Below are 19,851 nucleotides of genomic sequence, written 5' to 3'. Positions count from 1 at the left end.
GCAGGTCAATCTCGACCGCAATGCGGCGCGATGACGTTTTGCTCAAATTTAGAGCTTTGGCAACGTTAGAATGATGGACTGTAACCACTGGCACGGCCAATCAGCTTCATTTTATGGATGAATTAAGCCGCCACGGTGTGGTTTGGGGTGATATTTGAAGGATTGGCGATTTATGCCCAGCGGGTTCAGCGCTTAAAATTTGAGACCCTGCTTGATCTATAAATCTAAAGAGAAACAGCCGCATATATGAAATCATTGATCTCAGATATATGCAGCTGCATGTTATTTGTGACCTAGTTCGGTCTACATGTTTTAGGAATTAGTGTTTCGTTTCATCCATTTGTGATGATTTTAGTTTTTCGATTTGCTCTTTCAAATGGAGTTTTTTCACTTTCAGTGCACTGACCCGCGTTTGGTCCGGTAAAGGACTCGCGCTAATGTCTGCAATCTCCGCTTCCAATGCCCCGTGTTTACGCTGCAATGAATCAAGATGGCCTGATATAGACATATAAATACCTCCAATTGTGACGTTGATAACATTAAAATGTTGTCAGATAATCCGCACTTTGTCGAACCCTTCTTAGTAGGATTTTCTATTCTCTAATTCTATGATAAAGGGACGCTTAACAGTTATTGAATCACAGCAAGCCAAGCAGGAAAACAACCATGTCAGATCAGGATGAAGCTGAGCTGCGCTTGTCTCATGCACGTCTCAAAACAGAACACGCTGACTTTGATGCTGCTATCACCGCCATGGTGGCTGCAGGCTGTAATCCACTACAAATCCAACGCATGAAGAAGAAAAAACTTGCCATAAAGGACAAGCTTAAGCAGTTGGAAGACCAAATCCTGCCAGATATCATCGCTTAAAACCAGAAAGACCGCCTCTTATGACTGAACACAAAGTCGCGATCATTATGGGCAGCCAATCTGATTGGCCAACCATGGAACATGCCGCCAATATGTTGGACGATTTGGATGTTGCTTATGAAGCACGCATCATTTCAGCCCATCGCACACCTGAGCGCATGTATGAATTCGCCAAAACAGCCAAAGAAGAAGGTTTTTCGGTTATTATTGCTGGTGCAGGCGGCGCTGCGCATTTGCCGGGCATGACAGCTGCGCTCACAACGCTTCCTGTGTTTGGCGTTCCTATTCAAAGTAAAGCACTATCGGGCCAAGATTCGCTCCTCTCTATCGTTCAAATGCCGGCCGGCATTCCGGTTGGAACACTGGCAATCGGCAAAGCTGGCGCTATTAATGCAGCATTATTAGCAACTGCCGTTCTTGCGATCACGGATGATGAACTGGCTGACCGCCTGAATGATTGGCGCGCCGCAAATACTGCCCGTGTTTCACAATATCCATCAAACGAAAGCTAGATCATGACAAAGCCCCTCCCCGCCGGTTCAACAATCGGTATTATTGGCGGCGGTCAATTGGCACGTATGCTGGCACTAGCAGCAGCACGCCTTGGATTTAAGACAGTTGTGCTCGAGCCGCAGCAAGATTGCCCCGCTTCACAAGTCACAAACACCCATATCCAAGCTACTTATGATGATGCAGATGGTTTAGCACGTCTTGCTGAAATGAGCGACGTAGTCACTTATGAGTTTGAAAATATCGACGTTGCCGCTGTCGAAGCTCTTGCGAAAAACATTGCAGTTTATCCAGCAGCACGCGCATTACGCATTTCCCAAGACCGTCTGGTTGAAAAAGAATTTCTACAACAATCAGGTCTTAAAACAGCACCTTATCGTGACATTGAAAACGCAGATGCACTTGAAGCTGCACTGTTAGAGTTTGGTGGACGCGGTATCTTGAAAACTCGCCGTTTCGGCTATGATGGCAAAGGCCAGATCCGCTTTTCAAGTGAGAAAAGCGATTTATCACCCGCCCAAGCGATCGAAGACTTCAAAGACGCACCGGCGATCCTTGAAGGTTTTGTTGATTTTACCAGCGAAATTTCTGTCATTGCGAGCCGTGGTCGTGATGGCAGCGTGACGTGTTTTGAACCGGCAGAAAACATCCACAAGAATGGTATTCTGTTTTCGTCCACCGTTCCCGCCTCCGTATCAGAAGCCACAAAGAATGAGGCAATCGGTGAAGCAACGCGCCTGATAAACGCGCTCGATTATGTCGGCACGCTGGGACTAGAATTCTTCGTCATGGCCGATGGCAGCTTGATTGCGAACGAATTTGCACCGCGCGTGCATAATTCCGGCCACTGGACGGAGGCTGCCTGTAGCGTTTCCCAATTTGAGCAACACATTCGCTGCTGTATCGGCTGGCCGCTGGCAAAACAGCACCGCCATAGCGATTGCGTCATGGAAAATTTACTTGGCAACGACATTGAAAAATTGATCACATTGGCCAACGAATCGAACGTTGTTTTGCACAATTATGGCAAGGCTGAAGCACGTGATGGCCGCAAAATGGGTCATTTCACACGGCTGCTGACTCATAAATAGCGGTAAATTCAGCTATATTTTCAGCGATACCGGTTGACATGTGCCATCAAATATATGTATCCACCAGCAACTTAATTCTGCGCGCCAATGGCGCGTTTTTGTTTGGCTTGACTCAAGTCAACTAAACCAAGACAGAGCAAAGAAAATGAAAATTACAAATTCGCTCAAAGCGTTAAAAGGCCGTGACCGCAACAACCGTCTGGTTCGTCGTAAAGGTCGCGTTTACATCATCAACAAGCAAAACCCGCGCTTTAAAGCACGCCAGGGCTAATTTGTTATTTTAATTGCCGCAAAGTACCAACTTTTGCGGCGATCACAAATATTTGCATTTGACGAAGCGCATCTAAACCATAGATTGGTTTTATGCGCTTTTTTGCTTTGCCATTTTCGATTTGCTTTTTATCACTGGTTTCAACCACCGGCAGCCCTGTCTATGCGCAAGCGCTAGATGATGAGCTAACCCTGCCATTTGATGAACCGTTAGAATCGGTTCAGCCACCCGATGATTCGATCATACCGCAGGTTGACGACGTTCCCCTTGCTAGCGAAGCGGTAAAATCAGAGCGCGAAAAGCGCATAGATGATTTTTTTACCCAATTGAAAAAGACGCGTACACCGGGCGCAGCAAATCGTTTGGCCAGCAATATTTGGTCAGAATGGTTTCGCTCTGGCAGCGCCAGCATTGATCTTCTGATGCAGTGGTCAGATGAGGCAACCAAGCGCAAGGACTTCAACATTGCGCTCGACCTCCTTGACCAAGTTATAACGCGCCAACCCGACTATGCAGAAGGCTGGAACAGGCGCGCAACGCTGCACTATGCGATGTCAAACTACAATAAATCGATGGCTGACATACAAAAAGTGCTGGCGTTGGAACCACGCCATTTCGGCGCCCTGTCAGGCATGGCTAATATTCTTGAGCAATCAGGCAACAAACAAGCCGCGCTTGATGCTTGGCAGCGTGTGCTTGATATATACCCAGCCATGCGTCCCGGCCAAAATGCCGTTATCCGCCTTTATGATGAACTGAGCGGCGATCCAGCTTAACCTGATAAAGAAACTATTTGGCAGCGCTAAGCGTAACCACTGTGCCCTTACATAAAATAAGTGACTGATATGAATATTATATACGCCCTCGCATTCTTCCTTGCGGCGCTTTTGTTTTTGGCTGCAGGCATAACGCGATTTGGCGTTTGGCAGATCGAACGCGCTAACCCGCCCATCGGCAGGTTCAAAACCGTCAACAACACGAAGCTGCATTATGTTCACATCAAAAACGATGCGGGTACAGATATGCCGCCTATTGTTTTTCTCCACGGCGCCAGCGGCAATTTACGCGACCAAATGTCTATCTATGGCGACACTCTTAAAGACCGCGCCGAGATGCTCTTTATAGATCGCCCCGGCCACGGCTACTCAAAGCGTGGCCCCTCAACCAATGACCGCCCTGACGGACAAGCTGCCACCATTGCAGCATTACTGGATAGCCTTGGGATTGAAAAGGCGATAATAGCCGGTCATTCTTTTGGCAGCATTGTCACGCTCAGCTTTGCGCTTAATCATCCAGACAAGACAATTGGCACATTGTTGATGTCACCTGTCAGCCATCCATGGCCAGGCGGCGTAAGCTGGTATTATAATTTAACAGCAATGCCGATCATCGGGCATATATTTAGCGAAACACTGGCCCTGCCTGCCGGACGACGCCAATTGGCAGGCGGCACGGCCTGTGTGTTTGCGCCAAATGAGCCAACGCCAGATTATACCAACAAGACTGCCGTGCGGCTCGTTTTACGGCCCTATCATTTCCGCAATAACGCGGCCGATGTCGCAGGGCTTTATGATTATGTCAGCGAAATTTCACCGCGCTACAAAGAGATTAAAACACCGTCTATCATTGTCACAGGGAACAGAGACGCAATCGTATTACCTGAAATTCATTCACGCGGACTGGATGCTGACATTGAAAACTCAACATTGGTTTGGATTAAAAATGTCGGGCACAAATCAGACTACATAGCCTCTGACATCATGGTCGCTGCATTGGAAAATCTGGCTGGTGCATCAAATGACCTATTTGCCATGCGCGATGCACTGGAGCTCAAAGTTGCCAATGATGCATTTGGCCCTGTCGAAAATTGTCTCGACAATGAAGAGTTCCGCGACAAAGTCCGTATGGAACTCGAACAAAAAACGGTCACAGACAGTTAGTCTGCGACCGTTATTATATTAAATCTTCAAATTAAATACCGGACAATCCATCAGAGCCGATATAGGCAATGCGAAGCATATTGGTTGAACCCGGTGTTCCAAGCGGCACGCCCGCAGAAATGATAATGCGGTCACCCGGTTTGGCAAATTCCTCATCATAAGCAATGCGGCATGCAAGGTCGACCATATCATCCAAGTCTGTCGCATCACGTGTCACCACACAATAAAGACCCCAAGTCAAAGCAAGGCGGCGAGCAGTCTCAACGATTGGCGATAGCGCAATGATAGGCACTGATGGACGTTCACGCGCAGCGCGAAGTCCAGTCGTACCCGATGAAGTGAAACAAAGAATTGCACTTAAATCGAGCGTTTCAGCAATTTGGCGAGATGCAGCAGAAATCGCATCAGAACCGGTTGCCTCTGGTGCAGCGCGCTGGCCGTTTAGAATACCTGGATAAGTCGGGTCTTTTTCAACTTTTGAAGCGATTTGCGACATCATCGTCACAGCTTCAACAGGATAATCACCAGCTGCAGATTCCGCAGAAAGCATCACAGCATCGGCCCCTTCAAAAACAGCCGTTGCAACATCAGACACTTCGGCACGTGTTGGCACTGGCGCAGAAATCATTGATTCCAGCATCTGCGTTGCAACAACAACAGGCTTGCCTGCGGCACGGGCTTTACGTGTAATCTGTTTTTGAATACCCGGAACAGCTTCCAACGGCAGTTCAACACCAAGGTCGCCGCGCGCTACCATAACAGCATCCGAAAGCTCGATGATCTCATCAATGCGTTCAACAGCTTGCGGCTTTTCGATTTTAGAAAGAAGCCCTACTTGGCCTTTAGAAATCTTGCGAACTTCTGCCAAATCTTCAGGACGCTGAATGAACGATAGCGCAACCCAGTCGACAGGCTCTTTAAGCACCGCTTCAAGGTCGGCATGATCTTTTTCAGTCAACGCACCTGTTGCAAGTGTCGTATCAGGAAGGCTGACACCTTTTTTGTTTGATATTTTTGTGCCGGAAACAACTTTACAAGTGATGGATTTTCCATCTGAACTTTCCGCGATAAGGCTCAAGCGGCCATCATCAACCAACAGACGGTGACCAGGCTGCACAGCTTCCAGAATTTCAGGGTGCGGCAGGTGAACGCGGGTATTATCGCCTTCAGCTGGATTGTCATCCATTGTGAATATCTGGCCCGGCTTAAGTTCTACTGAGCCGTCTTTGAACATGCCAACACGCAATTTAGGACCCTGCAAGTCTGCAAGGATAGCAATTGGCCGTTTAACTTTTTTCTCTACATTCCGAATCTTCTGAACCAAGTCCCGCATCATATCATGGCTGGAGTGGCTCATATTGATGCGGAAAACGTCCGCACCTGCCGTGTAGAGCTTCTCGATCATCTCTTCGGTGTTCGAAGCAGGCCCGAGAGTGGCAAGTATTTTGACTTTGCGACCACGTTTCAATGGGATTCCCCTTAAAGGTTATTGTGTGTTTGTATTCGTGTCGCTGGATTGCGCTTCATCAATAAGCTGCACCATCCAGCTTTGCTGATTACCGGTATCATATTCGCGAAAACCGGATTTTTGAAAACCACGCGCATAACAATCGTTCACGCCAGTTATTTTAAATTCTCGTTCGGCAACGCACATATTAACTGGACCATCCCAGCGTCCACCGCGCAAAGCATCTTCCGCATAAAGGTAATAATAGCGTGACGCGAGCGGTCCCTCAATCAGGGTTTTGCATTTTGTAGGTTCCACATGCCACCAGCCTTCTGTAATCCAGCCAGTTCGCGCTCTGTAACCGATAGAGACACCGACCAGCTCTTGCGTTGCATTACAAACGCGAAAATCTGCATGAGCAATGGTCGTTGCACCGACGGTAAAACCGACGGTTAAACCAGCCAGCACCACCGAAGTGGCCAGTGCATTGCGTATTAAACTATGGAATCGTCCAAACAAGTCGTACATTACCCAATTTATACCGACAAAATTTCAAAATTCTACCGGTTCGACATCGTATTTGTTTTTGGCATGGCTGTATGACAAGTCAATGCAATTTTAGCAATTCAGTGCCTTCGCTCACTGAATTCCCACTTTAGAATCTTAACATCACCTTGAATGAGCACCCAAAGACGTCGATATAGTACGCAGCAAGCAAAAAGGCATTGATTATGGCTGACCTATCAAAAGAGCAACAAACCGAACTTGAAGCAGCAGCTTTTCGCCGTTTAACGTCTCACCTGCGCACCCGCACAGATGTGCAAAATATCGATATGATGAATCTTGCGGGATTTTGCCGTAACTGCCTATCCAATTGGTATAAGGATGCGGCCGAAGAGCAAGGCATCGAACTGGGCAAGATGGAAGCGCGTGAGATTGTTTACGGAATGCCTTACGATGAATGGCGCGGTAAATATCAAACAGAAGCAACGGCAGAGCAAAAAACGGCCTTTTCACAAAGCGCGCCAAAGCACGATTAACCGTCGTCGCTCCATTTAAATTCATCAACACGGCCTGGCTGTGAAGGCGGTGGCACGCCGTCTTCAATCAATCTCTGGCGCACCGATTTGGCAATCAATGGGTTGTCCACAACAGGCTCGCGAATCTGCAAAACGTCCCCAAGCAAAATGCTCCCCCCATCAAAATCAGGGTCATCCATAGAAATCGGATTGGTGCGCTCTAAATCTGCCTCATTTTGCAAAGGCGGCAGCGTCAACATGGGCACATTGTCTGTTGCAAGCGAGGTCAAAAGCGGAGATGCAGCATCGCCAAGCAATTGCTTGAGTTGGCGCTCGACATAAAATGCCATTTTACGCTTGCCTGCCGCAGTAAAATTGATTCCATCACTGGCGCGTAGCCTTACTTGCTGGCCTTTGATGTCTGAACCAGTTGCAATGAAGTTTCCTGCTTCATCAACAAAGCCATCCCAAATATCAACGAAATACCCGCCAGCTGCTTCAACAGCTTTACGGTATATTTCATTAAACAACAAAATATCAGCAGACATCGCCCGAAACCTGAAAGGCGGGCTACCGACCCACATGACGGGCGTATTGGTTGCACGAATTGTACCAATCAAAGAGTTCACACGCGAAACATATTCAGCTTCCCACTCAGGTAGACCAACCTTCACAGACTTATTATCAATGCGCATGATTTGCCGGTCATTCGAGCCAAGCATAACAATAACGATTACCGGTTTTATTTCCTCAATAATGGCCGGTATCTCTTTGGGCCAATTGTAAAAGTCGTCGCGCACAAGGCCAGATGAGCCATTGGTGCGTGTTTCAACAACGACATTGGCAACGCCTTCAAAAGCATCTTTCAGGCCATCACTCATACCATCAGCCGTGAAATCGCCGATCACCAGAACGCGGCGCGCATTTTCGGCCTTCTCAACTTGCGGCGTCGATACCGCACGCGCACTCGCAGTTGCTTTTTGCGCGCTGCTGCGCACTGCTTTTTTCTGACGCGGCACGGCGGCTTTGCGTGGCGCAGCTTTTCTTTTACTTGCCTTGGGAGCTGTTTGAATACGCTTGTCTGGCTTATCTCGCCGCTTAAACAATAGGTCTAAAAGTGTTTTCGGGCGCTCTTGCGCTTGTGCTTGCTGAACAAAACTGGTCGCAACAAATGCAGGTACAGGAGCAATTGCTTGCGCAAACGGCATCAATGCCACGGCGCAAACAAACACACATAATAATTTTGCCATATGCCGTATGCTCAACGCTAACGACTTCATCAATTGAACCAATGAACCAGCACTCGCTAAGTTAGATAACGCCGCTATCTGCGACGTAATGCACTTAGCACTTCCATTGATGGATATCCATCCTGCGCCAATCCATAACGCGATTGAAACGCTTTAATCGCTGTACGGGTCTGCGGCCCAGGCTTGCCATCAATCGCACCGTCATAAAAACCGCTGCGCTTCAATCTTTGTTGCAGTTCTTCAGCCTCAGCGACAGAAATGCGCGTATAAGGTCGCTTCCAATCTTTGCTAGGCTCACCAAAACCGGCAATTTGATCGGCCAAAAGCCCAACGCCCAGCGCATATTTATCCGCATTGTTGTAGCGCTTGATGACGAAGAAATTCTTTGTCATCAAAAAGGCTGGTCCATCGCGCCCTTGCAAAACTTTGAGTTCGGCATTGCGTGAAGGCGCAGGAAACCCTTTGCCGTTTGGACGTCGAAGGCCCATTTGTTCCCATTGAGAAAGGCTGACCGAACCGCCCGGGAATTTGCGTCCTGAAGGAAGAGAAACCTCATATCCCCATGTCTCACCTGACCGCCAACCGTTTTTACGAAGCAAGTTCGCCGCGGTATAAAGAGCATCAGGAATCGAGTTCCAGATATCTTTGCGGCCATCACCATCGCCATCCATTGAAAAAGCTTGATAGCTGGTTGGAATAAACTGGGTATGGCCCATCGCACCTGCCCATGATCCGGTCAGGCCATTGAGTGAAACATCGCCATTCTGCACAATCTTCAATGCGCTAATAAGCTGTGAGCGTGCAAATTTCGCGCGTCTGCGGTCCGCATAACCAAGCGTTGCCAATGCACGGGGCACATAATGCAAACGCTCAGGGTCCTTAAGGGCCTCGCCGTAGCTGGATTCCATCGACCAAATCGCCAGCACAATATAACGGCTAACGCCCATGCGGCTTTCGATTTGATCGAGCAAACGCTTATATTTACGCGCCATCTCTTGGCCAGTAGCAACGGTGCGCTCATTCACGCGGCTATCAATATATTGCCACGCTTCGTCTTTAAACTCTGGCTGAAAGCGCGCTTTGCGTAAAACTTCCTCATCGGGCGTTTTCACATTTGCAAAGGCGCGATCATAGATCTTTGTTGAAACACCATTTTTAGCAGCGACACCGCGAAAATCACGTATCCATTGCTGAAAGCCTGCATCTGCAAAGGCAGGAGTTGAAACCATAGTGCCCGCGCTAATGAGTGTCGCGGCTGCACCGATCATCAAATTACGGCGATTTAACATTTTCTTGCTCCCGGATATATCAAACATATATCTCAACTCGATTTTACGCACATTAGTGGACAAATTTTGGCAGCGAATTATCGCTGCAATCTCAAACCAACAAAACCACTGGTCGTGTTTCCGCGTGCCGTGGCATCTGAACTGAATGTCTCTTCATGCCGCACACGGCCTGTAAGAGCGACATAACGGTTCAGATTATAGACCAACCCAACTTGGCCGCTCAGTGTATTTTCGTCGGCCTGCGCACCCGTAAAGGTTTCATAACTTGCACCCAATGCGGCTGTTGCAGTCAAATTAGATAAAATACGGTGCTGTAGACCAAGCTCAGTTGCATAGAGTATTGACCCTGCAACATTTTCGTCGCCGCTTGTCTGGTACGATGTGTTGGTCGCCCAAGTTACATCTGTGCCGCGAAGCGGAGACCAAGTAAATTCTGTGCCAACGGTTGCACCGGCAATGGCATCAAAGCGCGGATCAGCAAGCTTTTCCAAGCCATAACCAACCGAGACTTCACCTTGGAGCTTTTCGCCCATATCAACTTCAGCGCCAACACGTAAACCGTAACGCACGGCATTGCGATCAACACCAGCGCTATCAAGGTCTTCATCCATAATTCTTTGCCCGTAATTAACCTCGGCAAATGGTGATATAATCCCGGACAGTGCATAACCGCCGCGCAATGCAATATCATAATTGGTCGCATTGAGGTCAGACTGCGAGATCGTTCTGCCATCGCTCAAACGTGCAGCACTATATTCCAAACGCTGTATAGCAGCAGTCAATGCAGCGGTCACGCCGCCAAAATCATGCGCTAAAGCAGCAGAACCGCCATATGCCGTGGTCTGCGGATCGTTAACACCAACAACTCCTGGAAAAAGCACAGGATCTGTCGCCGTGAAGTATCCAGCAGACTGCGGATCATCGCGTGATACGTTAATTTGTCCGCCAAGCGTCAATGTCGTTGAATTCGTCAGATCAAGACGCAAACTACCATTGGCATCATAAACAGGGTCCTGTTCCTCGCCTGTAAGCTGCTTGGGAAACGATCCGCCCATATTCAGCTGTAGCGCGTGGCGGCTCCAATCAGAATTAATAAGCATCCGAAGCGAGCTTTCAACCGAACTCTGAGTACTGGTCGACGTGCCAATGGTGCCGCCCGCATCAAAGCTGGAAACTGTTCTAGTCGCCGAATAACCGATTTCAACAGAAGGTCGGAATGTGAAATTCCCAAGCCGTATGCCCTGCGCGGCATAAGGATCGCCTTCATCAATCATTGTGCCTTGATCGACACCGCCAACAGCCGCAATGCGCCCTGTTGTATCAACCGGCTCAGCAAGCACATCCTCGGCACTTCCATCATCTTCAATTAGCGTACCGATTTCACCGGCATCACCAATGACCAGCGTATCTTCCTCGGCTTCAATTTCTTGAGCGACAGCTGGAATCACCGCAGTTGAACACAGCATACAGAGCAACAAAACACGCAGGGCATTGCGCCCACGCATTCCATAACCGATATTTTCACTGTATTTCGCAGACATGATGACGTGCACAACCTCGCTTTGCTTAATTAGAAGTAAACAAGAGCGGTTAATGAACTGTTGATAAAGGTGCCAAACGGCACCAAATTTACGTAAAATCTGAAGAATTTCGTCTGTCACAGCTTGCCGCATGGACAAATTATTCTGTGTAACGTAGCCCTCTCAAAAACGGGAAAGCAAAATCATGGCTCATTCATCCGAAAAAACCGGCGTCGCTTCAGCACTACGTACGCTGAATATCGAAAAAGCGGGATTGGATGCTGTCAAAAATGCACTCGAAAACGGCCTTGGTGAACCTTTTTCAAAAGCAATTGAATTGCTCAAAAACATCAAAGGCCGCGTGATTATTTCAGGCGTAGGCAAAAGCGGTCATATCGGCTCAAAAATTGCAGCAACGCTCGCATCAACCGGCACGCCTGCTTATTTCGTTCATCCTGCTGAAGCCAACCACGGCGATTTGGGTATGATTGCTAGAGGTGATGCGATTATTGCCATGTCATGGTCAGGCGAGTCGCGCGAACTGGGCGGCATTTTGCATTATTCACGGCGCTTTGAAATTCCGCTGATCGCCGTCACATCCGGCATTAATTCAACCTTGGCCAAAGAAGCCGATATCATATTGGCACTGCCTAAAAGCGAAGAAGCCTGCCCGCATGGATTGGCACCAACGACGTCCACAATCATGCAAATGGCGCTCGGTGATGCGGTAGCGGTTGCACTTTTGGAAGAGCGCGGCTTTACAGCAACCGACTTTGAAAAATTCCACCCCGGCGGACAGCTTGGCGCAAATTTGAAGCGGGTTGCAGAAATTATGCACACAGGCAACGAATTGCCGCTGGTGGCTGCAGGCACGCATATGCGTGAAGCAATCATCACAATCAGTCAAAAAGGCTTTGGCTGCGCTGGCGTTGTTGCAAAAGACGGTAGCTTGTCAGGCATTATCACCGATGGTGATTTACGCCGTCACATCGAAGGCGACCTGCTGTCCATGTGCGTTGATGATGTAATGACCGTCAGCCCAAAGACGATCACACCCGATCATTTGGCCGCCACCGCACTGACCATCGTCAATGAATCAGGCATCACAACCTTGATGGTGGTGGACGGCAAAAAACCTGTCGGCATTCTTCATCTGCATGATTTACTGCGTATCGGCGTTGCTTGATCAGATCCAGCCCTGTAACTCGCGCCGAACCATCGCTTCAATAACGCTCATACCGCCCTCGCTATCGTTTAAGCACGGTATATGCGTGTAATGATGGCCGCCATTTTCTTCGAAGATTTCTGCGCCCTCTACGGCGATCTCTTCCAATGTTTCAAGACAGTCTGAAACAAACCCCGGATTGATCGTCGCGATTTTCGTAATGCCTTGTTTTGGCAATGCTTCTACCGTTTTATCGAAGTAGGGTTGCAACCATTCTTCTGGGCCAAAACGCGACTGAAAAGTCGTCATTAATTTACCCTTTTCCCAGCCAAGACGTTCCTCAAGAAGGCGCGATGTTTTCAAGCACTGGCAATGATAGGGATCGCCTTTTTTGAAATAGCTCATCGGAATGCCGTGATACGAAGCAATGAGGCGTTCAGGCTCCCAATCAAGACCAGCCAAATGTTCTTCAATAGAACGCGCGATTGCCTCAATGAAAATTGGCTCATCATGATACGAAGGCACGGTACGCAAAGCTGGCATGAACCGCGTTTTCATCAATGATTCAAAAACTTTGTCATTGACCGTGGCAGTCGTCGCAGCCGCATAATGCGGATAAAGTGGAAAAGCGACAATCCGGTCACAGCCCTGATCTCGCAAAGCCGTGATTTTCTCATCAATCGATGGCTTGCCGTAACGCATTGCCCAATCAACGATGACATTTTCATGCGATTTTAAAGCAGCTGACAATTTGTCAGATTGCGACCGCGTATAGGTGCGCAAATAGCTTTCATCCAGTTCTTTATTCCAGATCGTCTCATAAGCCTTGCCGACTTTACCGGGCCGCGTATTGAGCACAATACCATATAAAATTGGATACCAGAGCGCTTTTGGCCACTCAATGACGCGCTTATCGGTAAGGAACTCCTGCAAATAGCGGCGCATCGACTTAAAGTCTGTACCATCTGGCGTGCCCAGATTGACGAGCAGCACACCCACCTTGTGGATTTTAACACTCGGGTGATCCGCAGGGAGCGGACCGACGGCTTTAGCCAAATCAGGATCAATCATAATAGACATTTCATTTCAGTGCAGCTTCAGGTCAGACGGTAAATAGACCTCGGGACCAATGTTTCAATGCGTCAAAATGGTCCGCGTGATAAATAAAATCCCCGCCAAGCTTAAGCCTGACGGGGATGCAACAAGTAAGAAAGAGAACTTACTTCGGTACGTTCAATGTTGCGCCAATTTCCAAGTCGCCTGCTTTAAACTGTGGGTTTGCTTCTTGAAGTTTGGTGTACATTTGACCTTTGCCATAGAATTCTTTGGCCAAATCCCACAAAGTATCACCAGCTGCGATTGTATGGGTTTTCATCTCCATAGCCTCTTCAGCCACTTCCTCTTTCTTCATTTCTTCGCCTTCAGCCATTTCAGCTTTTGGCGCTTCAACTTCAATTTTGGGGCTACTAGTTGAAAGATCACCGGCACCCAGCGTTGTTTCAGGAACGGCAACGTCTACTTCAGCGTCTTTGACCATATCAACCGGTGGCGCAATTTCAATTACCGGACTCGAAACTGACAAATCACCAGCACCCAAAGTTGTTTCAGGAACCGTCACTTCAACTTCTGCCTTCATTTCTGTTTCGGCAGCAGCTTCTTCAGCAGGCTTTTCCATTTCAGCTTTTTCCATAGAAGAAGCTTCTGAAATACGCCCGTCCGTATAAGGCGTGTACGGGTTATTTTTGGCTAGATAATCAGCAAGAACTTGCTCCAAGCCCGGACCAAAATCATAGGCATTGGCAGCATCAACAAACATACTGTATCCGTCACCGCCATTACGCACATAATTATTGGTTGCAGCCAAATATGTCGCGTCAGGGTCAAGTGCAGAGAAATTACCTTCTGCGTCAGCAACCATAACTTCGGTGATACGGCTACCCGGTTCAGCACTCTTATCGAAGGTGTATTTCATGCCCGCAACTTGCGGGAAACGTCCAGCACCCTCCTCGATCTGACCAACACCATTTTCAAGCGCAGCCAGAAGATTAGCCCCTGTTGTCTCAAATGTTGCAAGTGTGTTCTGGAAAGGAAGCACAGATAGCGCTTCGCCCATTGTCACTTCACCAGCATCAATTGACGAGCGAAGACCGCCGCCATTTGTGATGGCAAGAACAACGCCTTGGTCTTTGGTGCGATCAAGCAGAGCGTCCGCAACGAGCGTGCCCATTGAACATTCACCCGCACGGCAAACATCGCGGCTACCGTCGATCACATCAGTGCTTTCACCGATAACCTGAACTTTAAGCTCTTCAATTGGGCCACCAAGCTCTTTAACACGTGCAAGAACATCGGCATTTGGCTCAACGGACGCATCCAAGAGATGCGGATCGCCGCTAGCAGAAGTAACATTGCCCTCATCATCGAAAACAACTTTCAGCTCGCCCAAATATTTTGAATAGGCATAAGCCTGAACAATCGGCACATCTTTGCCAGATGGGTTTTTAACATTCAGCGGATAGGTGCCCGCTGCATTTTCATCCGTGTTGGACAAAAGTGTGTGGCTGTGGCCACCAACGATCACATCAATGCCGTCCACGGCTGCAGCAATCTCTTTATCGCGCGTCAAACCAACGTGAGAAAGCAACACAATTTTGTTAATGCCTTCCGCTTCAAGTGCAGCAACAGCGCCTTTCAAATAGCGCACTTCATCAAGGAAAAGAACATCTTTACCAGGGGAAGATGTTTCATCGGTATCAGTTGCCAAAACAGACAAAATACCGACCTTCTCGCCGCCAAGTTCCTTAATCACGTAAGGCGTAATACCGCCCTCAATGCCTGTGCTTAGGCCAGCCATTGTATTGCCAGAAATCACTGGAAAATTGACATTGCCTAGAAACTTTTTCAAACCTTCTGGACCATCATCAAATTCATGATTGCCAACAGCCATCGCATCAAAGCCCATGCCACTCATGAATTCAGCAGCAGCATCACCCTTATAAGTGGTGTAGTACAAAGAGCCTTGGAATTGATCGCCAGCATCAAGAAGAAGAACGTTCTTTTCTTCGCTCTTCAAAGCGGCGCGTCGCTCATCAATTTTAGTTTGCACACGGGCAACACCGCCAAAGCAAGCGCCTTCGGCTTCATCTTCAGCGCCGCAGGTAGAATCATATTTGTTGATCGATTCAATACGCGAATGCAGATCGTTAATATGCAAAATGTTTAATTCATAATCAGCAGCCGCGAAGCTTGTGCTCAGCGCCAATGCTGAAACACTCATCGCAGCGATTGCAGCAATCTTCTTCATGATAGTCTCCCTTAAGCCTATTAAATATCGCGGCGCCTTATCTTGGCAGCGCGATAGACAAATACCGTAAATCAATGTGGCAATGAATCAGCACGCTCGTCAACGAAGAAACGCCATCCAAACACACAAAATCCCGCATACTCGCCGTATACGGGATAATGAAATCAAACTGTTACAATTTGAGACAGTTAGGAGCGTTCTTATGCGCGTGTGAGCGAGAAGTTCAGTCCTGAGTCATTTGTGCAATTCATCAACGTGCCGCCAGCTACAAGCAGGCAATTCGCGACAATCGTTTTTTGCTGAACGCTTGAATAAGACGAAATCTGGATCGTATTATTGTTGACATAGCGATAGGTTCCGTCAGCAACTTTATTGCCGGTATCAGCAGCTGTTCCAACGAAGCTACCGTTGCCGAAAACATATGACGCCAAGCCACCCTGATTCCAGTTACCTTCAGCAAATGTCGGCCCTGGTGCAGGGCGCTGTGATGGGCCAGAAGGCCCTGTCGCGACACAGCCACTCAACACAATGCCAGCAACCGCAATGGCCACAGTCGATTTCATCATCCGCATCTTTTCTACCTTCTAGAACTTTCTTTGTGGCTACTCTTTTAAATCAATTTAAACTAAATCAACAGCAAAATTTACGAAACATAAGTTTATATTTAACGTATGCACGTCGATTTTCGCCTGATATTATAGCGTATTATGTGAGCGACACTAAAGCGCCGCCCCACTTTTCACCTAGAATGTAAGCGCGCGATCACCATCCGCATCTTTAATGCGTGTCGGCAAGCCGATCTCATTAAGAAGGTTCAAAAACGGCTTCGGATCAAGGTCTTCCACATTGGCCATTTCGCCCACATCCCATGTACCATTGGCGATCAACATCGCAGCAGCAACAGGTGGAACGCCAGCCGTATAGGAAATACCCTGACTGCCAACTTCGTTATAAGCTTCTTTATGGTCGGAAATATTATAGATGAAAACTTCCGCAGGTTTGCCGTCTTTCGTGCCTTTAACAATATCGCCAATACAGGTTTTACCCGTGTAATCCGGCGCAAGGCTTGAAGGATCAGGAAGAACAGCTTTGACCACTTTCAGCGGAATAACTTCCAGCCCTTCGGCCGTTTTAACCGGTTGCTCCGACAAAAGGCCAAGGTTTTTCAGCACCGTAAATACATTGATATAATGATCGCCAAACCCCATCCAGAAGCGTACATCAGCTTCAGGGTAGCGATTTGAAAGTGAGTGAACCTCATCGTGGCCCGTCATATAGGCCTTTTGTTTGCCAACAACTGGCAGGTCATATTCTTGGCCCACTTCAAACATTTTGTTCGATTGCCAAGCGCCTTTTTGCCAGCTGTAAACAGTACCCGTAAATTCACGGAAATTGATTTCCGGATCAAAGTTTGTCGAGAACCATCTGCCGTGCGATCCTGCATTAATATCAACAATATCAATGCTTTCAACAACATCAAGGTAATCATCGGCAGCCAAACGCGCGTAAGAGTTCACAACACCTGGATCAAAACCAACGCCAAGAATTGCGGTCACATTGGCGCTTTTACAAGCATCGCGGCGCTTCCATTCATAATTGCCATACCAAGGCGGCGTTTCGCAGATTTTATCCTGCTCTTCATGGATAGCCGTATCCATATAGGCAACGCCCGTGTCGATACACGCTTGCAAGACGGTCATATTCACGAAGGGAGAGCCAACATTGATAACGATCTCGCAGCCCGTTTGTTTAATCAGCGCGGCAACCGCTGCTGTATCGGTTGCATCCAGCGCATGGGCTTTGAACACGCCATCAACTTTCATTGCTGATTTTTCGTGAACAGATGCAATGATTTCATCGCATTTGGACACCGTGCGGCTGGCAATATGCAAATCGCCAAGCACATCATTGTTCTGCGCACATTTATGCGCCACAACCTGTGCAACACCGCCCGCACCGACAATCAAACAGTTCTTTTTCAACGCTCAAATACTCCTTTTGAGGATTACAACCGACCTTTAGGGGCCTTTGTAATCAGGTTGAACCGCAAAGCGGCTCTAAAAATTATTGCCGCAAGATTTTTGCGAAAAACCAGTTCCCGCTTTTTCGCATCTTGCTCTAACCGTGGCTGCTTTCAAATTCGTCGTAGCCAAATTCACGGCACAAAGTCAAAGAACCATCTAGTTCCTTGATGACGATGGACGGCATTTTTACGCCGTTAAACCAGTTCTTTTTAACCAGTGTATAGCCAGCAGCATCGCCAATCGACAGCCGGTCGCCAATTTTAAGCGGCTCTTTAAATGAGCGCTCTCCAAACACATCACCTGCTAAGCATGATTTGCCGCAGATCATATAGGCGTGCTCGCCTTCGCTCTCCATGCGCGCGCTTTCGCGGTAAATCAGCAAGTCCAGCATATGCGCTTCAACCGAACTATCAACGATCGCCAGTTTCTTTTCATTCTCCAAAAGATCAAGAACCGTGACTTCTAAGCTTGCCGTTCCGGTGATCGCCGCTTCGCCTGGCTCAAGATAGACTTGCACACCAAACTTTTCGGCAAATGCTTTGAGGCGCGCCGCCAGCTTGTCGAGCGGATAATTCTCGCCCGTAAAATGAATACCGCCGCCAAGGCTTACCCACTCAAGCTTTTGCAGGAACGAACCAAATTCATTCTCAATACGCTCCAATTGCTTGGAAAACTTATCAAAATCATCGTTTTCGCAATTATAGTGGATCATCACACCGGAAATGCGATCAGCATAAAGATGCAATTTTTCAACGTCCCATTCACCCAAACGGCTGAACTTGCGCGATGGGTCTGCCAAATCAAAACCAGAGGTCGAAAACCCCGGATTCAAACGCAAGCCGCGCTTGATATTTGCGGTTTTATTATCAAACCGCTCAAGCTGGTTGGCTGAATTAAAGATGATCTTATCGGCGTAAGAAACCGCTTCATCAATTTCATGATCGGCCCACGCGACAGAATAGGCATGGGTTTCTTTGCCGAATTTCTCACGGCCAAGCTTTAGCTCATAAAGGCTGCTCGACGTTGTGCCATCCATATGATCGCGCATCGTATCGAAAACAGGCCATGTGGCAAAACATTTCAATGCAAGCAAGCATTTGGCGCCAGAAGCTTCGCGCAAATAGTCCATCTTTGCCATATTAGCAGCCAGCTTGGACCGGTCGATCAAATAGTAAGGTGTTTCCATCAGGTTCCTGTTTGCCCTTGGCTTTACGCCAGCATAGAGGCGATCAATGATACAATCTTATGACAAATGGGCTTTTAGGTCAGCCCATCGAATTAAGATGTCCATGTAGGCGATCGCGCACGCCGCGCAACCCCTTATAATCAAGTTGTTCCCCATTAAGGGCCATCAACTGCATGTTTAAATCGCCAATGAGTTCAGAGTTACGCCGCAAAACGTCAAGCGGATCGACATAAACGCCAATGGTAAAAAGAATATCAGACCCGGAAGGTAGCTTGGTCAGTGTTTGCACCTCACCGCGAAAAAACAAACGCGCCAGATCGTCCATATCCAGATAGTCGCCGTCTTCTGGTTCAGGCAAATGCAAATCATCAACCGAATGAAGTGACCAGTTGTAGCGCTCAACAGTTGCGCCAATTTGCAAAGCATCAAACATCCGCTCAATGATTGTTGCTTTTCGCGAGCCTTGTGCGAAGTCTGGTACAGGCGCATGAACATCCGACATTATTTTGCCGATTTTTTGCCTGACATTCCAAGCTGACGGGAAACAAACACAGCCGCAAGCAAGCTGCCAACCATCATTACTTTTGCGCATGATAACGAGATCATCAGCAAGAAGCTTGGATGCCGTTACAAGCGGCGCTTCAGCCGTTTTAATCGGCACATTAAATTGTGCCCCATCGACCGTGACAACTATGTCATCGCCCGCCGCCAGATATGTTTCTGGAAACTGCTTCAGCAAATGCTCGCTAACCAGCTCCAGTACCTGTCTCTGGCCATCATCTGTGCCGCCAATATCGGCGAACACCAGATCAAAATCGCATGCCAGCAAGCGCGATTTTTCAGTCAGATAAGTTCCCATACCCTCGAAAGGTCGCAACCATTGAGCATCGCGCGTTGTCGGCGCGACACCAATTTCAAATGCTTTAGGCAAAGCTTCCAATTGTGAGGAACGATCACGCATGACG

At 48.1% G+C, this 19,851-nt stretch carries 20 protein-coding genes; 8 read left to right on the top strand and 12 right to left on the bottom strand.

Translation table 11 applies throughout. The features are described 5' to 3' along the window. Positions 1 to 319: 319 nt before the first annotated feature. On the bottom strand, positions 320 to 508 hold the full coding sequence (locus C504_RS0109800; protein WP_018689156.1) for a YdcH family protein: 189 nt from the start codon (positions 506 to 508) through the stop codon (positions 320 to 322). Positions 509 to 666: 158 nt separating this feature from the next. Between C504_RS0109800 and C504_RS0109795 the strand changes: the two genes are divergently transcribed. From C504_RS0109795 to C504_RS0109770, 6 genes are all read left to right on the top strand, one after another. Next, positions 667 to 870, top strand: a complete 204-nt coding sequence (locus C504_RS0109795; RefSeq protein WP_018689155.1) for a YdcH family protein — start codon at positions 667 to 669, stop codon at positions 868 to 870. Between the two features lie 20 nt (positions 871 to 890). Next, the gene (gene purE, locus C504_RS0109790) at positions 891 to 1,382 is read left to right on the top strand and encodes a 5-(carboxyamino)imidazole ribonucleotide mutase (RefSeq protein ID WP_018689154.1); all 492 of its coding nucleotides are present in this window, start codon (positions 891 to 893) and stop codon (positions 1,380 to 1,382) included. Positions 1,383 to 1,385: 3 nt separating this feature from the next. Further along, positions 1,386 to 2,471, top strand: coding sequence for a 5-(carboxyamino)imidazole ribonucleotide synthase (locus tag C504_RS0109785; RefSeq protein ID WP_018689153.1), 1,086 nt, complete (start codon positions 1,386 to 1,388; stop codon positions 2,469 to 2,471). 145 nt (positions 2,472 to 2,616) lie between these two features. Further along, the gene (ykgO, locus tag C504_RS0109780) at positions 2,617 to 2,742 is read left to right on the top strand and encodes a type B 50S ribosomal protein L36 (protein WP_018689152.1); all 126 of its coding nucleotides are present in this window, start codon (positions 2,617 to 2,619) and stop codon (positions 2,740 to 2,742) included. 92 nt (positions 2,743 to 2,834) lie between these two features. Continuing rightward, entirely contained in the window at positions 2,835 to 3,518 is a 684-nt protein-coding gene (locus tag C504_RS17570) for a tetratricopeptide repeat protein (protein WP_018689151.1), read from the top strand. Positions 3,519 to 3,587: 69 nt separating this feature from the next. Then, positions 3,588 to 4,682 carry an alpha/beta fold hydrolase gene (locus tag C504_RS0109770; protein WP_018689150.1) on the top strand — a complete coding sequence of 365 codons (1,095 nt, stop codon included), beginning with the start codon at positions 3,588 to 3,590 and terminating at the stop codon, positions 4,680 to 4,682. A gap of 31 nt (positions 4,683 to 4,713) precedes the next feature. On the opposite strand, the gene pyk is transcribed toward C504_RS0109770, so the two are convergent. Continuing rightward, positions 4,714 to 6,150, bottom strand: a complete 1,437-nt coding sequence (gene pyk, locus C504_RS0109765; RefSeq protein ID WP_018689149.1) for a pyruvate kinase — start codon at positions 6,148 to 6,150, stop codon at positions 4,714 to 4,716. A gap of 18 nt (positions 6,151 to 6,168) precedes the next feature. Further along, positions 6,169 to 6,612 carry a DUF1036 domain-containing protein gene (locus C504_RS0109760; RefSeq protein WP_245555177.1) on the bottom strand — a complete coding sequence of 148 codons (444 nt, stop codon included), beginning with the start codon at positions 6,610 to 6,612 and terminating at the stop codon, positions 6,169 to 6,171. A gap of 248 nt (positions 6,613 to 6,860) precedes the next feature. Here C504_RS0109760 and C504_RS0109755 point away from each other — a divergent pair, with 248 nt between their 5' ends. Continuing rightward, complete coding sequence (locus tag C504_RS0109755; RefSeq protein ID WP_018689147.1) at positions 6,861 to 7,169, top strand: DUF1244 domain-containing protein; 309 nt, start codon at positions 6,861 to 6,863, stop codon at positions 7,167 to 7,169. On the opposite strand, the gene C504_RS0109750 is transcribed toward C504_RS0109755, so the two are convergent. The 3 genes from C504_RS0109750 to C504_RS0109740 all read right to left on the bottom strand — a co-directional run bounded on the left by C504_RS0109750 (position 7,166) and on the right by C504_RS0109740 (position 11,228). Continuing rightward, positions 7,166 to 8,398, bottom strand: coding sequence for an SGNH/GDSL hydrolase family protein (locus tag C504_RS0109750; protein WP_018689146.1), 1,233 nt, complete (start codon positions 8,396 to 8,398; stop codon positions 7,166 to 7,168). The genes C504_RS0109755 and C504_RS0109750 overlap by 4 nt on opposite strands. 74 nt (positions 8,399 to 8,472) lie before the next feature. After that, positions 8,473 to 9,687: a lytic murein transglycosylase gene (locus C504_RS0109745; protein WP_018689145.1), complete on the bottom strand. Its 1,215-nt coding sequence runs from the start codon at positions 9,685 to 9,687 to the stop codon at positions 8,473 to 8,475. Positions 9,688 to 9,764: 77 nt separating this feature from the next. Next, positions 9,765 to 11,228: an outer membrane beta-barrel protein gene (locus tag C504_RS0109740; RefSeq protein WP_169385106.1), complete on the bottom strand. Its 1,464-nt coding sequence runs from the start codon at positions 11,226 to 11,228 to the stop codon at positions 9,765 to 9,767. A 184-nt stretch (positions 11,229 to 11,412) separates the two neighbouring features. Between C504_RS0109740 and C504_RS0109735 the strand changes: the two genes are divergently transcribed. Further along, positions 11,413 to 12,393 (top strand): KpsF/GutQ family sugar-phosphate isomerase, encoded by a 981-nt coding sequence (locus tag C504_RS0109735; RefSeq protein WP_018689143.1) that lies wholly within the window; start codon positions 11,413 to 11,415, stop codon positions 12,391 to 12,393. Here the strand turns inward: C504_RS0109735 and hemH are convergent, their stop codons facing one another. From hemH to C504_RS0109705, 6 genes are all read right to left on the bottom strand, one after another. Further along, positions 12,394 to 13,452, bottom strand: coding sequence for a ferrochelatase (gene hemH, locus C504_RS0109730; protein WP_018689142.1), 1,059 nt, complete (start codon positions 13,450 to 13,452; stop codon positions 12,394 to 12,396). Between the two features lie 139 nt (positions 13,453 to 13,591). After that, positions 13,592 to 15,676, bottom strand: a complete 2,085-nt coding sequence (locus C504_RS0109725; RefSeq protein ID WP_018689141.1) for a 5'-nucleotidase C-terminal domain-containing protein — start codon at positions 15,674 to 15,676, stop codon at positions 13,592 to 13,594. Between the two features lie 200 nt (positions 15,677 to 15,876). After that, on the bottom strand, positions 15,877 to 16,242 hold the full coding sequence (locus C504_RS0109720; protein ID WP_156815916.1) for an Omp10 family outer membrane lipoprotein: 366 nt from the start codon (positions 16,240 to 16,242) through the stop codon (positions 15,877 to 15,879). A 177-nt stretch (positions 16,243 to 16,419) separates the two neighbouring features. Continuing rightward, the gene (locus tag C504_RS0109715; protein WP_026317368.1) at positions 16,420 to 17,658 is read right to left on the bottom strand and encodes a saccharopine dehydrogenase family protein; all 1,239 of its coding nucleotides are present in this window, start codon (positions 17,656 to 17,658) and stop codon (positions 16,420 to 16,422) included. Positions 17,659 to 17,794: 136 nt separating this feature from the next. Beyond that, a complete protein-coding gene (nspC, locus tag C504_RS0109710; protein WP_026317367.1) occupies positions 17,795 to 18,889 on the bottom strand; it encodes a carboxynorspermidine decarboxylase in 1,095 nt (364 codons plus the stop codon). A gap of 76 nt (positions 18,890 to 18,965) precedes the next feature. After that, complete coding sequence (locus C504_RS0109705) at positions 18,966 to 19,847, bottom strand: heme-dependent oxidative N-demethylase family protein (protein ID WP_018689137.1); 882 nt, start codon at positions 19,845 to 19,847, stop codon at positions 18,966 to 18,968. Positions 19,848 to 19,851: the final 4 nt, after the last annotated feature.

The sequence above is a fragment of the Ahrensia kielensis DSM 5890 genome (genome assembly GCF_000374465.1).
GTDB classification, from domain to species: domain Bacteria; phylum Pseudomonadota; class Alphaproteobacteria; order Rhizobiales; family Rhizobiaceae; genus Ahrensia; species Ahrensia kielensis.
The sequence above is the reverse complement of the archived record's forward strand: the minus strand, read 5'-3'. Positions and strand labels throughout refer to the sequence as shown.